Annotated in this window: 17 protein-coding genes; 15 read left to right on the top strand and 2 right to left on the bottom strand. The window is 52.1% G+C overall.

The features are described 5' to 3' along the window. The first annotated feature begins 7 nt into the window (after nt 1–7). From BN3277_RS16615 to BN3277_RS16550, 15 genes are all read left to right on the top strand, one after another. Nucleotides 8–424 (top strand): phage tail tube protein, encoded by a 417-nt coding sequence (locus tag BN3277_RS16615; protein ID WP_059044460.1) that lies wholly within the window; start codon nt 8–10, stop codon nt 422–424. A gap of 269 nt (nt 425–693) precedes the next feature. After that, entirely contained in the window at nt 694–1,179 is a 486-nt protein-coding gene (locus BN3277_RS16610; RefSeq protein ID WP_059044458.1) for a phage tail assembly chaperone, read from the top strand. Nucleotides 1,180–1,193: 14 nt separating this feature from the next. Further along, nucleotides 1,194–1,319 (top strand): hypothetical protein, encoded by a 126-nt coding sequence (locus BN3277_RS26250; RefSeq protein WP_260071006.1) that lies wholly within the window; start codon nt 1,194–1,196, stop codon nt 1,317–1,319. Between the two features lie 152 nt (nt 1,320–1,471). Then, nucleotides 1,472–3,136 carry a hypothetical protein gene (locus BN3277_RS16605; protein ID WP_059044456.1) on the top strand — a complete coding sequence of 555 codons (1,665 nt, stop codon included), beginning with the start codon at nt 1,472–1,474 and terminating at the stop codon, nt 3,134–3,136. A 19-nt stretch (nt 3,137–3,155) separates the two neighbouring features. Continuing rightward, nucleotides 3,156–3,797, top strand: coding sequence for a LysM peptidoglycan-binding domain-containing protein (locus tag BN3277_RS16600; protein WP_059044455.1), 642 nt, complete (start codon nt 3,156–3,158; stop codon nt 3,795–3,797). Further along, on the top strand, nt 3,794–4,792 hold the full coding sequence (locus BN3277_RS16595; RefSeq protein ID WP_059044453.1) for an XkdQ/YqbQ family protein: 999 nt from the start codon (nt 3,794–3,796) through the stop codon (nt 4,790–4,792). Before BN3277_RS16600 ends, BN3277_RS16595 begins: the two co-directional genes overlap by 4 nt. Next, entirely contained in the window at nt 4,782–5,183 is a 402-nt protein-coding gene (locus BN3277_RS16590; RefSeq protein WP_059044451.1) for a hypothetical protein, read from the top strand. Before BN3277_RS16595 ends, BN3277_RS16590 begins: the two co-directional genes overlap by 11 nt. Beyond that, nucleotides 5,176–5,637 carry a DUF2634 domain-containing protein gene (locus BN3277_RS16585; protein ID WP_059044449.1) on the top strand — a complete coding sequence of 154 codons (462 nt, stop codon included), beginning with the start codon at nt 5,176–5,178 and terminating at the stop codon, nt 5,635–5,637. The genes BN3277_RS16590 and BN3277_RS16585 overlap by 8 nt, the downstream gene beginning before the upstream one ends. Continuing rightward, complete coding sequence (locus BN3277_RS16580) at nt 5,637–6,755, top strand: baseplate J/gp47 family protein (protein WP_059044447.1); 1,119 nt, start codon at nt 5,637–5,639, stop codon at nt 6,753–6,755. The genes BN3277_RS16585 and BN3277_RS16580 overlap by 1 nt, the downstream gene beginning before the upstream one ends. Then, nucleotides 6,748–7,326, top strand: coding sequence for a YmfQ family protein (locus tag BN3277_RS16575; RefSeq protein ID WP_059044444.1), 579 nt, complete (start codon nt 6,748–6,750; stop codon nt 7,324–7,326). The genes BN3277_RS16580 and BN3277_RS16575 overlap by 8 nt, the downstream gene beginning before the upstream one ends. Then, nucleotides 7,316–8,239, top strand: coding sequence for a tail fiber protein (locus BN3277_RS25805; RefSeq protein ID WP_059044442.1), 924 nt, complete (start codon nt 7,316–7,318; stop codon nt 8,237–8,239). Before BN3277_RS16575 ends, BN3277_RS25805 begins: the two co-directional genes overlap by 11 nt. Nucleotides 8,240–8,350: 111 nt before the next feature. Next, nucleotides 8,351–8,638: a hypothetical protein gene (locus tag BN3277_RS16565; protein ID WP_059044441.1), complete on the top strand. Its 288-nt coding sequence runs from the start codon at nt 8,351–8,353 to the stop codon at nt 8,636–8,638. Between the two features lie 426 nt (nt 8,639–9,064). Beyond that, on the top strand, nt 9,065–9,997 hold the full coding sequence (locus BN3277_RS16560; RefSeq protein ID WP_232436443.1) for a peptidoglycan recognition protein family protein: 933 nt from the start codon (nt 9,065–9,067) through the stop codon (nt 9,995–9,997). A 19-nt stretch (nt 9,998–10,016) separates the two neighbouring features. After that, the gene (locus BN3277_RS16555; protein ID WP_059044436.1) at nt 10,017–10,298 is read left to right on the top strand and encodes a holin; all 282 of its coding nucleotides are present in this window, start codon (nt 10,017–10,019) and stop codon (nt 10,296–10,298) included. A gap of 78 nt (nt 10,299–10,376) precedes the next feature. Continuing rightward, a complete protein-coding gene (locus BN3277_RS16550; protein WP_059044899.1) occupies nt 10,377–10,583 on the top strand; it encodes a hypothetical protein in 207 nt (68 codons plus the stop codon). Between the two features lie 130 nt (nt 10,584–10,713). Here the strand turns inward: BN3277_RS16550 and BN3277_RS16545 are convergent, their stop codons facing one another. Beyond that, on the bottom strand, nt 10,714–11,526 hold the full coding sequence (locus tag BN3277_RS16545) for an IS3 family transposase (RefSeq protein WP_232436456.1): 813 nt from the start codon (nt 11,524–11,526) through the stop codon (nt 10,714–10,716). Then, entirely contained in the window at nt 11,469–11,867 is a 399-nt protein-coding gene (locus BN3277_RS26075) for a helix-turn-helix domain-containing protein (RefSeq protein ID WP_059044434.1), read from the bottom strand. Before BN3277_RS26075 ends, BN3277_RS16545 begins: the two co-directional genes overlap by 58 nt. Nucleotides 11,868–11,891 lie beyond the last annotated feature (24 nt).

Raw genomic sequence — 11,891 nt, 5'->3', positions numbered from 1 at the left:
TTAACCGATGGCACAATTTCTTGATCCCGGCCGCGTGATGATGGGGACGTTTGGCCAGATTTTTATCGAAGGGGTATGGCAGTCGAACCTGAACCACCTGGAGGCCAGCGTTGAGGCGGAGAAGAAGGAGCTGAACCTGGTGGGCACCGATTATACGGTGTACAAGCTAGGGCGCAAAAAAGGCATCGGCACCATGAGCGGCTACAAGGTCACGTCCGATATGATCGCGCGCGGCTTTCAGAAATTTTCGATCATTCATAAGCTAGACGATCCGGAAGCCTACGGCTTTGAACGCATCCAGTTAAACAACTGCATGGTCGATAAAATCGTCCTAGCCAACTGGACCGCCGGCGAAGAGGTGACGGAGGAAACGCCGTTTACGTTCGAGTCGTACGAGCTGCTGGACCCGATCGTGGCGTCTTAAGTAGAGCGACTGTCAGGCTAGGGCGGGGATAGTACCGCCCGAACCTGCAACGGCCTAGTTGGACCCAGTTCGTCTGGGGTTAGCGGACATTTAGGGCGTTATTTTCGGAGTTAAGGCCGTTGAACGCCTGGTTTGCGTTTATTTCACATAAATAAGGCCATGAAGGGGTCTTATTTTTCTTGGGAGACCGATTTCGTTTGGAATAACGCCCTTTTGTACCGCTATGGCTCGAGAAACACATTTAAAGATATCCGAAGGAGGAAGCGATCATGAGTGAATATTCAGCATTGGATCCGGTTCGCGAACAGGAAATTTTGGACGGGCTTTTTGAGACGGTGGCGAATTTGCCGGAGGAAGCCGTATTTATCGGGCGCTTGGGACTACGCGTGACGCTGCGCGGCCTGACGTCCAGCAAAGTAGACGCGATCCGCGAACGTTGCACGGTCCGCAAGACGACCAAAGGGCAGGTGACCGAGAAGATCGACAGCGAGTTGTTTAACGCGGCGTTGATTAAGGAAGCCACCTCGATGCTGGAAGTGGTGAAAAAGACCGACGGAAGGAGCGATCACGACGCGGAGACGCCAAGCGTGAAGTTAAGCGGCTGGGGCGACGAGCGTCTGACCAGCCGGCTGAAGCTGTCCGGCGGAGAAGAGGCGGTTCGCCGCCTGCTGCTGGCCGGGGAGCTCGACGCCGTGGGCGATAAGGTGCTGGAGATTTCCGGGTTTGGCGTCGACATCGAAGACGTAAAAAACTAATCAGCTCCGGCGGCATGACGACGCTGCTGTTCCATATGTGGACGCGGCATCATCTTCGCCCCGGGGAATATTGGTCGCTCCCGAAGGGAGAGCGCCTGCTGCTGCGGGCTTTTTCGGAACGGGAGTTAGAGATGTTGTGAGGTGTTCCTTGTGAAGGGCTCCACCCGCTTGGCGGGTTGAGAGACTTACTGTAAAAAGTACCGTTATTTTGCCGTCTTGATGGGCGTAAGGGACGACCTGGACGGTAGGGTTATAGCTCGCTCGAAATAGAGAGAAAGGAGGTACGACGACGATGGCCAGAGAGGACAATGATATCCTCGATATCGAGACCAACGACCGTGACGTGGATCGAACCGCCAAAAAGCTTCGCAGCCTGGACAAGCTGATGCAACAAACCCAGCGCCGTGCGACGCTGTTCGGCAAAACCCGGATCAAGCCCATTCTCACCCTGGACGACCGCCTGACGTCCGCCGCCCGAAAGGCGGAAGAGGTGCTAACTCGTCTGCACCGAACAACGCCGAAGCCTGTGGTGCAAATGAGCGATCGCGTCTCGGCTACCGCATTGAAGCTTCGGGCTTCTCTCGTCGCATTGTCTGCTGAACCGTGGCAAGTTTCCATCGCAGGTGTTGACTGGGAGGCCGTGGTTGGTGATTCTTTTTCCAATTGGATGAAGTCCGAGGGGAAGAGTACGTTGAGGCGGATATCTTCGACGATTGGAGAAATGCTGGGAGACGGGTTGAAGAAGACGATCAATGAAAATCTAGGAACTGGAATTAATGGTCAATCGAGTGGGGGAAAGGGGTTAGTTAATGAAAACTCAAAAATGTGGAAAATGCAACCCCCCCCACTTTCTAGCTTTACAGGCTTTCCGAAGTTGGATGCTTATGACTTTCTGTCTCATCGCTTTGCAGAAATACAAACAAACAATGTTCCACGACAGGATGATAATAGGTCTTGTCTAACTAAATATAAAACTATTCTGTCAATGCTAAATCCTATACAGATTGCTGAAAGTTCAGTTAGAAGTAAATGGAGCCCCATTAACATTACGCGAAAAACCTTTTCTAAAATGGGACAAGCATTTGGTTCAAATACAGCTCCTAGAGAAGAGACTACTAATAGTATCAATTCGATCAAATCGGTTTTAGAATTCGGCGGTAAAGTTATTAATGAAATTTTTAAAGACCGCTACAAGGAAGCACTTGAGAGTAAACTCAAGCAAGCCGTAAACTCCGTAAAGCGGTATTGGCAAGAAAAGTGGCCCCGTTGGCAATCGAAACTTGAGACTAAAATCTCACCAAAGAAAATGGAGCAATTTACGGCAGCAGGCACAAAAGGTGCGCAGTTCTGGGGTAAAAGAGTAACACCTTTTGTAAAAAAGATTGGAGGCTACGCTGGGCTCCTTATGGACGGTTATGAGATATTTTCGGCTAAACCCGGCAAGGAGAGATACCAAAAAGTTACTTCTGCTGTTTTAGCGGGATTACTAGGGACTGGAGGTGCAGCTCTCGGAACTTTTACTGCCCCGGTAACTGGCGGTGTAGGGACGGTTCTTTTTCCTGCCCTTGGTGCTGCTGCAGGTGATTCATTAGGTGACCCAATTGGTGGTTTTATTTATGATCTTCTTCATGGGAAAATCAAACCCAAACCTCAAGTCTATTCCGACCGAAGCATGGCTCCTAGTTTACAAGGAGTTACACGTCCAGGAACAAACGCAAATGTTCCAAAGGTAATGGGTACCCCGGTACCAAACTATTACCAACTGCCGGAAGAAGTGAAGTCAAAAATCGGTGGAGCCAGTTACAACCAAAGTCCAGCCCCCGTTAATGTTTCTCTCTCAGAGGGGACCATCAATTTAACGGTTAACAAAGACCAGTTGGACTATCAAAAGTTGGCCGAGACCGCCGGCTGGAAAATCGCCAACGAAGTGCGGTTTGCCATGCAAAATCTAAAGTAGGGGAGGGGAGCCGAGACGTATGGAGATTCACTTCATTGACGGTGCGGGGCAGAGTTTTGTGTTACCCGTCAATCCGGAGGAGATTACGATCTCCCGGAGCAAAGGCGTGGAGACGGTAAATATCGCATCGCTGGGGGAATATGATTTTCCGGCTGGAGAGAGGGTGAAGGAGATCGCCTTCTCTTCTTTTTTTCCGGCGGATTATGATCCGGGGTATTGCAATTATCAAGACCTCCCCGATCCGCAGGAGGCGATGAACCGGATTACGACGATGATGAACAGCAAGTCCCCGGTCCGCCTGATTATTACCGATACGGCTGTAAATGTGCTTGTGACGATTGCGGCACATAACAGTACCTTTCGCGGCGGGGAGCCAGGGGATGTGTACTTTGATCTGAGCGCCAGGACTTGGCGAGAGATGAAGGTGCACGCTCAGACGGGGGCAAGCGGGGCAGCCTCCACAACCCAATCAACCCGCCCGGACACGAAGAAACCGGCAAAAACCTATGTAGTGAAATCCGGTGACACCTTGTCCAAAATCGCGAAGCTTGAGCTGGGCGACAGCTCGAAGTGGCAGCAGATCTACAGTGCAAATCAAAAAACGATCGGCAAGGACCCGAACCGAATCAAGCCCGGTCAAAAGCTGGTGATGCCACAGTGAGTTACGAAGTGGTGCTGCAAAACAAATATTACTTGCGGGAGTTGGTTGAGAGCCTCTCGCTAAAGGATTCGCTCGATCAGATTTCGTATCAAGGCACGATTGGACTGAGCATTCCGGCTTCTTTTCCGGGGATTGAACCGGGGCAGGAGATTCGGATTAGCGGCGTGCCGTATAACGGTGCGAACGGTGGCGTTACTTCTGGAGGAAAGATGGTTCCGTTGCTACACCCGGGTGTGGTGTGGGATTGCTCCAGCACCTTGAAGCAGACGAAGCGTATGACGGTTACGGTGTATGACCGGACGATTTATTTGGCGAAATCGGAGGATGAGTATCTGTTTCCGTCAGGGGGAACCGCAGCTCAGCGGCTCCGGAAATACGCTGCAGACTGGGGCATTCCGCTGGATACGGTTCCGGATACGAAAACCAAGCTGAAAAAAGCCGTCTATCGCCCGCAAACCCTTTACAACATGATCTTGTCCGATTTGAAGGAGACGGTGAAGGCTGGCGGGGACATGTACATTCCGCGAATGACGCCTGCCGGATTAACCCTGTTCAAAATTGGCAGCAATAAAGTGGTATGGAAGCTGGAGCAACTGGAGGAAGCGACGCAAACCCGGACGCTGGAAGGCACGGTGACGCGAGTGAAGGTCATAGGGGCAGAGGATCGGGGCGACAATGCGCCTTCGAAGGTGTTGGCCGTAGCGAGCGGGGAAACCGCCAACTACGGCGTGCTTCAACGGATCATGCAGGACGAGAACGTTAAAACCGCCGGGGCCGCCAAAAAATTCGCCGAGTCAATGCTGACCGGCCAGCAGCAGTCCTATACCGTAACATGTATCGATCTAAACACGATTCGGGCGGGGGACAAAGTGAATTTTAACGGGCTGAACCTGATCGTGACTTCCGTATCGCATGAGTTAGGGGTTCCCGGGCATATGACGCTGGAGCTTGCGACGATAAACGACGTGAAAAGGAGGTATTTTCTTGACCTATGATCCTTATTCGGCGTTGGCTGTTTCGCTGCGGGAAAATGCGGCTAGGAAAGCAGCCGAGGTGCTAACCGGTGTGACGGCAGAGCTTGGGACCGTGACGGGCACGGGACTGAAGCTGGACAGTTTTAAGCACGAAATCCAAGAATACTTGGTTGCGGAGTTTCCAGGAACGCTGAAGCTGCCGGATTTGACGCTGACCGGAGGGGTCCGCGGATTAAAGGATAGCGGAGGTGGCCATGTGGAGGGCCAAGGGGAGTTTACCTTTGTGCCTTCGGAAACGAAAGACACGGTGCTGTCGCTAAAATATCAGCCCGGCGACCGCGTACTGGTACTGCCGCTGAACGGCGGGAATGACGCGATTGTGTTATGCAGGGTGGTGAGCAGGAATGGCTAATCTTTTTCCGGAGGCGGTGGCGGATTCTTGGGAGGTCTCAGGACTGGACGGGCAGCAATCGGTTGAAGACGGTGTGACGTTTGGGCGGAGCTGGAGGTTTGACTTTGAAGCCGGGGAGTTTGTGATGACGCCTACGGGAAAAATCGCCCCAGCCGACGAGATCGCCGCCTGGAAGATGTGGTGCGAAAAAGCGATCCGTACCCCGCGATACCGACATGTGATTTACTCCCGTACCTATGGTCAGGAGTTTGAAGAGTTGATCGGCCAAGGTTATAGCAGGGCCGTTCAGGAAAGCGAAATCCGGCGGATCGCGACGGAGACGCTGATGGTGGACCCGCGGACGCTGAGCGTGGACGGGTTTGTTTTTGATTGGCGGGTGGATGCTTGTCGATTTACTTGCCGGGTCAAAAACGTAAGGGAAGATGAGTTGCTGGTTGAAGGGAGTGTGACGTGATGGCGGATTTGCCGCTTTATTTGCAGGATCAGACGGAAGAGCGGATTATGCAGCGAATGCTGGAACGAGTGCCTTCGGATCTGGATAAATCCGAGGGTTCTTTTATTTGGGATGCAGAGGCACCGGCGGCCTTCATGCTGTCGGAGGCTGCGACGTGGGCGCAACAGCTGCTGGCGCGGGGGTTTGCGAGCACGACGTATGGGGAGTATCTCGATCTCCGGGCGGCGGAGCACGGCGTTACGCGGCGGCCGGCCGTGGCAGCGACGGGGATAGTGCGGTTTACCGGGGAGCCGGGGAGGACGGTGCCTGCGGGGACGGTTGTGGCGACGCCGGCGGATGAGTTTTCGGCAGAGGCGTCGATGGAATATGAAACGACGGCAGCCGTGATGTTGGATCAAAATGGCGAAGGCATGGCGTCGATTCGGGCGTTGGTTCCAGGCCGAGCGGGTGTCGTACCAGCTGGTGTTATTCAGGTGATGGCTACGCCTGTTAGCGGAGTGACCGCTGTTACGAACCCGGAGGCTACGCGGGGCGGTGCCGATGTCGAGTCGGATGAGCTGCTGTTGGAGCGGTTTTTTTCACAGGTGCGGAATCAGGGGACGAGCGGGAACAAAGCGCATTATCTGAAGTGGGCGGGGGAGGTGCCCGGCGTGGGAGGAGCGCAGGTGGAGCCGTTGTGGCAAGGGCCTGGAACGGTTGGCATTTACTTGCTTGATGCGGACAAACGGGCGGCGAATCCCGAAATCGTTGCAGCGGCGCAGGCTTACATCGATCCGACGCAGGACGGGCAAGGCGAAGGTACGGCACCGGCTGGACCGATCGTGACGGTAATGGCCGCCGAGGAGGTGCCGATCGATATTCGCGTGAAGCTCACGCTGGCCAGCGGGGTGACGATGGTCGAAGTGAAAAAGAACATCGAGGATGGCGTACGTGCGTATTTGAAGCAGCTGGCTTTTGTCGACCCGCTGGTCCGGTTTACGCGGATTGCCGCGATCCTGCTGGACATTCCGCCGATTATCGACTATGCCGAATTGACGGTGAACGGCAACGCGGACACCAATCTGGAGATCTACACAGGCCAGGTTGCCGTGCTGGGGACGGTGGATGTGTATGAGTGAGTCTTTGTTGACCAGTCCCCGCGGACGTGAAATGTTCTCCTATCTTCCGGGTTATTACGAGACTTCCCGAGTCATGCAAGCGGATATGAACACCAAAGGCACGGAGATGGATCAGCTGTTCGCGGCGCTGGATGAGACGTTTCAGCAGTTCTTTGTGCGCACGGCCACTTGGGGCTTGGATCGCTGGGAGAGCGAGCTTGGCATCGCGACAGACTCTACTAAACCGCTGGATCAACGCCGTGCCGTCGTCGAATCCAAGCTGCGCGGCAGCGGAAAGTTTTCCGGGCGGTTGGTGAAGAACGTGGCGGAGGCGTATGACCGGGGGAGGGTGGAGGTTTCTTTTCAGCCGGGGGAGTGGGGGTTTACGGTCAAGTTCGTGGATACCGTGGGCATACCGCCAAACCTGGATGATCTAAAGGCGGCCATCGAGGAATTGAAGCCGTCGCATCTGAAGGTAGAGTTTGAGTTTAACTATATGTTGATTCGTGATGTTCACGGAGTTTTAACGCTTCATGAACTGGAACATATCCCATTAAACCAATTTGCAGGAGGTGATCCGGTTGGCAACTAATACACCAAATCTCAATTTGCTCAAAAAAGACCCCATAGCCGACGGAAACGAAACCTTTAATATTCAAACGATGTTGAATGAGAACTGGGATAAGATTGATGAAGCAATAGGGGGGATAAACTTCCCTGATGCCTCGTTGACGGTGAAGGGGAAGGTGCAGCTTTCGAATGAAACGGATAGTAGTGCGGAGGATCGGGCAGCGACGTCTAGGGCGGTGAAGGCTGTTAGTGATAGTTTTGCTGCGCAGTTGGTGGAAAAGGCGGATCAGTCCGCACTAACGTCACACGCAAATCTAACCACGGCCCACGGTGCAACCTCAGTGGCTACCGCGAGCCGCATCATTGTACGCGACGCTGCCGGCCGGGCGAAAGTTGCAGCCCCTTCGGCATCCGATGACATCGCGTTGAAAAGTACCGTCGATAATGCGGTTGGTACTCTCTCAAACTTACTTACGACGGCCAAAGGTAATGCGGTCGCTGCAATCAACGAGCTTTTTACATCTGCCAGTAACGGAAAGGATGCGGTCGCTGCCGCTATTACTGGCAAAGGGGTTGCGGCATCAGGCAGCGATACATTTGCGCAGTTGGCAACAAAAATAGGACAGATCATCACTGGTAGAAGATACGGTTCTGGTATCGATACTAGGGTTTCTGGAAGCTCTTTGTTTACTGTAAGCGGACTGGGCTTTAAGCCATCTATGGTTCGGGCTACTTTGCAAACTAACAGCGCATATAGATTCTATATATTTGTTCCGTCAACCAACGCATTTGGAGTGGCTGAAATAATTTCTAATAATAGTAGTTTGTCTTCTAATACCGGCAACGCTACTGTTCCCCTAGTATTCGATGGTGGTTGGCAAATAAACTCTAATAATGTACCGTTAGGAAACTATGTTTGGGAAGCCTGGGAATAACCGCAACGGAGCTAAAGGACGAAACTATGCAACAACAATCCGAATAATATATATTTTTTACGTCCTCGGTCCCCCGAGGGCTCTTCATTTTCCCCGAAAGAAGGTGTAATCATGGATATTACGATAATCACTGCGGTGACCTCCGTACTGGCGGCGGTGAGCGGGGTTGCGTTGGGGTGGGCGGGGCGCGCGAAGGCGGCGAAACGGGAGGCCGAGGAGTCGGCCGAGGCGGAGGCCGTGCAGCGGGCGGATGTAGAATACATCAAACGGGGTGTTGACGACATGAAAGTCGAACAAAAACTGCAAGGCCAGCGATTTGAAGCCTTCTCCGAGCGGCTGACGCGCGTTGAGGAATCGGCCAAACAAGCCCATAAGCGGATCGATCGGCTGGAGGAATAAACACCCTGTAATTTATTGAGGTATATGGCAGAGTATGCTAAGCTAACAATAGAAACAAGGAGGCTGCGCCACAGCCTCCCCGGTACAACACTTGGGTGGGAAACCTCCAAATGTTCATCAGAGAATAACCCGCACCGTTGGCGCTAACCTGGGCGGGTTATTTTCGTTTATTCAGGTAAGTAAGCAGTGCCCGGACAAACATGCCTAGCATGATCACTTCCGAAAACGAAAATTTCATACGCATCACCTCCCCTCCGGAGGCGATACTGTCCCACCCAAGTTCAGTTGCTAAATTATACCAAGAGTCTGCTTAATATCGCAGGCTCTTTTTCTTTTATTCTTAGCTGCCTTGGAATCGGACAAACAAGCGCACAAGCGACTTAGCCACCTAGCAGAATAGTATGAATGGAAGGGGTGAACGCGCATATGGATACACGAAAATATAATATTGAAAGGCGATACGTCGCGAAGCGGCCGAATGTACGGCCCGGGGCGAGGTTGTCGACCGGAACGCCGGAGTTTTTTGTGGCTCATGACTCGGGAAACCCGGGCGCAACAGCGGACAATCATTATGCCTATTTTAACTCGCAAACGAATCGTACCGCATCGGCCCATGTATTTATTGATGATACGAAAATCCTTGAGATTATACCGACCGGCACCGGTTCCGATCCTGCGGAGAAAGCCTGGCACGTCCTATACAACGTCAAGACCGACAACGATTTATTTGGTTACGATGCCAACGATGCGGCGATTGGGGTGGAATTTTGCTACGGCGGGCGCATAAACTTTACGGAAGCGTACAAGCGGTATGTCTGGTATTTGGCCTATTGCTGCAGCAAATGGAACAAGAATCCTTACGTTTTTATCCCATCCCACCGTCAACTGGATCCCGCCCGACGACAGGATCCCGATCAAGCGTTGGCCACAGGCGGAATATCGCTGAATAAATTGCTGGACGATGTCTCGGCAGAACTCAACGTGATGCGTACACCTAGCCCGACGCCAAACTCGAGTACGTCTTTTACACCGCTGCCTGCTTCCATCGCGCAATCGCTGATCGACAACTATGTTTCTCCCGCCTGGTTCGCCTCGCGAGCCAAGGGAGATCAGGTTGGAATGACACATTTTCACAATCTAGCGAACAATCTTCGGGTCGCTTCGGGGATTCCGCTGGGCTCCTCTTCTTCCGCCGGCCCGCTGATTCCGCTGCCCAAAAGCAATGCACAGGAAATCATCTTCCGCTGGCTTTCGCCGGCCTGGTTTAAGGCACGGGATGAAGGGAATCCGGCGCGGGCCCAGCATTTTAACAATCTGGCGAACTATCTGCGCCGTGCCGCAGGCATTCCGGAGCAATAAATAATTAAGGAGGGAAGTCATGCAAAACGAAATTTTAACCAATGTATTGGCCTTTGCCTCGGTGTTGTCCGTATTTGTATTAGCCTTGGTCCAACTCGTCAAAACAACCGTCAACCTGCCGAAAAACCTGATCCCCTTCATCGGGGTGATCATCGGCATATTGGTCGGAGCTGCGGCTTACCCTTTTACGGAAATGGAGTTAGTGCTGCGACTTTGGGCGGGAGGTTTGGCAGGTTTGTCGGCCACGGGGCTATTCGAGCTTGGGAATAATCGTCAGGGAAGGACGAAAGAGAAGGAATAGTGAAGTTTTATTTTCCAGTTGAATAAAGAACATCTGTTTGCATATAATACAAACAAACGTTCCTATCTGGAGATGACCCTGGTGAAAAAATACATTGGTCGAACCGTAGAAATCATCTACGTTGACCGTACGGGGAAGATCACGCAGCGGCGGATCGAAGTTCATAATGTGCGGGGAGGATTGGTTCGGGCAACCTGCCTGGTTTCCAACGCTCCCCGGGCTTTTCGAATCGAGAATATATTGGCTTGCGTTCCTGTGGTTAACGGGCGGCCTCACGTTTCCTGAGGCATTTTTGAAATCATCTTCACTCTGGCAACAGCCGCTTAGAAGAGCGGTCGGCTGTAGTTGGTAAAAGAAATAGACCCTTATCTAACACGTGGTCAAGCCCCCGTTTAGTGGACATTGGAAAAAGCCCCTAGGCTACGAGCTGGCGTCGATACTCACTCGGCGTCAGCTTCTTTAGATTTCTTTGCGGTCGTTTGTTATTGTAAAACTCAATATATTCCTCAACTCGCCTTTGTGCCTCGTCTAGAGTTCGGATATGATAGGGGTAGAGCCCTTCCGTTTTGAGATGCGAGAAGAAGCTCTCCATGGAGGCATTGTCATGACAGTTGCCTCGTCTGGACATGCTGATTTGGGCGCCAACCTTGGGCAGCATGTCGTGGTATGCGTGAGACGTGTACTGGAATCCTTGATCGCTGTGAACGATCAATCCAGTCACGTCTTTCGTCTTATTAAAGGCTTTCTCAAAGGTCTGAAGTACGAGTTGATTATCATTGCGTAGACTCATGTGATACGCTACGATTTCATTATTAAACAAGTCCTTAATCGCCGAGAGATACAGCCAGGTCTCCCCAACCCGATACTGCGTGATGTCCGTTACCCATTTCTGGTTGGGTGCATCGGCCTTGAATTGGCGTTGTAGCGCGTTCTCAGCAACACGCCCGTCTACATTTGAAGCATAGTTAAAACGGTGCTTACGGCGAATGTGTGAGCGTAACCCTAAATGTTGCATAAGACGTAGGATCTTCTTGTGATTCATCCGCACACCTTCATCCTGCAGTAGAAAGAGTTGAATTTGTCGATAGCCATAGATACCATGATAGCGAGCATATACGGCTTGGATTAAGGCTTTCGCTTCGTTATCCCGATCCATCCTCGATTGACGTTTCAAATAAGCGTAGTATCCGCTTCTGGAGACACCAAACAACTTGCACAAACTGCTGATGCTGTACCATTGTGAGGCTTTCCGAATGGACGTATACCTCTGTTCCGTACCTCCTGTTTCCAGATTTCCAAACACTTTTTTAGCATCTCATTCTCCCGTTGTAACTGCTTCGTATAGCGGTTCTGATCCACATATTCCTTCCGTCTACCCCGTTGGTCGAGTAGACCAAACTCTCCTTGTTGGCGATATTTCCGCATCCATCGTTTCATCCGATCCTTATCTTGAATCCCTAAGTGCTCATTAATCTGCCGATACGTCCACTTTTCCTCCAAATGAAGCCGTATCGCCTCCAACTTCAGTTCCTCTGAGTATGATTTAAACCGCTGTCCCTTTATTGCCATAATAAAAATGCACCCCCTAGAATT

Origin of the sequence: Paenibacillus rubinfantis (genome assembly GCF_001486505.1) — a bacterium.
Taxonomy (GTDB): domain Bacteria; phylum Bacillota; class Bacilli; order Paenibacillales; family Paenibacillaceae; genus Fontibacillus; species Fontibacillus rubinfantis.
Note: the sequence above shows the minus strand (reverse complement) of the source record. Positions and strands in the feature narration are given on the sequence as shown.

What these genes read in the sequence shown, in the direction of transcription:
- BN3277_RS16615 (WP_059044460.1), top strand. Translation starts at nt 8, where the DNA reads ATGGCACAATTTCTTGATCCCGGCCGCGTGATGATGGGGACGTTTGGC.
- BN3277_RS16610 (WP_059044458.1), top strand. Translation starts at nt 694, where the DNA reads ATGAGTGAATATTCAGCATTGGATCCGGTTCGCGAACAGGAAATTTTG.
- BN3277_RS26250 (WP_260071006.1), top strand. Translation starts at nt 1,194, where the DNA reads ATGACGACGCTGCTGTTCCATATGTGGACGCGGCATCATCTTCGCCCC.
- BN3277_RS16605 (WP_059044456.1), top strand. Translation starts at nt 1,472, where the DNA reads ATGGCCAGAGAGGACAATGATATCCTCGATATCGAGACCAACGACCGT.
- BN3277_RS16600 (WP_059044455.1), top strand. Translation starts at nt 3,156, where the DNA reads ATGGAGATTCACTTCATTGACGGTGCGGGGCAGAGTTTTGTGTTACCC.
- BN3277_RS16585 (WP_059044449.1), top strand. Translation starts at nt 5,176, where the DNA reads ATGGCTAATCTTTTTCCGGAGGCGGTGGCGGATTCTTGGGAGGTCTCA.
- BN3277_RS16580 (WP_059044447.1), top strand. Translation starts at nt 5,637, where the DNA reads ATGGCGGATTTGCCGCTTTATTTGCAGGATCAGACGGAAGAGCGGATT.
- BN3277_RS16575 (WP_059044444.1), top strand. Translation starts at nt 6,748, where the DNA reads ATGAGTGAGTCTTTGTTGACCAGTCCCCGCGGACGTGAAATGTTCTCC.
- BN3277_RS16565 (WP_059044441.1), top strand. Translation starts at nt 8,351, where the DNA reads ATGGATATTACGATAATCACTGCGGTGACCTCCGTACTGGCGGCGGTG.
- BN3277_RS16560 (WP_232436443.1), top strand. Translation starts at nt 9,065, where the DNA reads ATGGATACACGAAAATATAATATTGAAAGGCGATACGTCGCGAAGCGG.
- BN3277_RS16555 (WP_059044436.1), top strand. Translation starts at nt 10,017, where the DNA reads ATGCAAAACGAAATTTTAACCAATGTATTGGCCTTTGCCTCGGTGTTG.
- BN3277_RS26075 (WP_059044434.1), bottom strand. Translation starts at nt 11,867, where the DNA reads ATGGCAATAAAGGGACAGCGGTTTAAATCATACTCAGAGGAACTGAAG.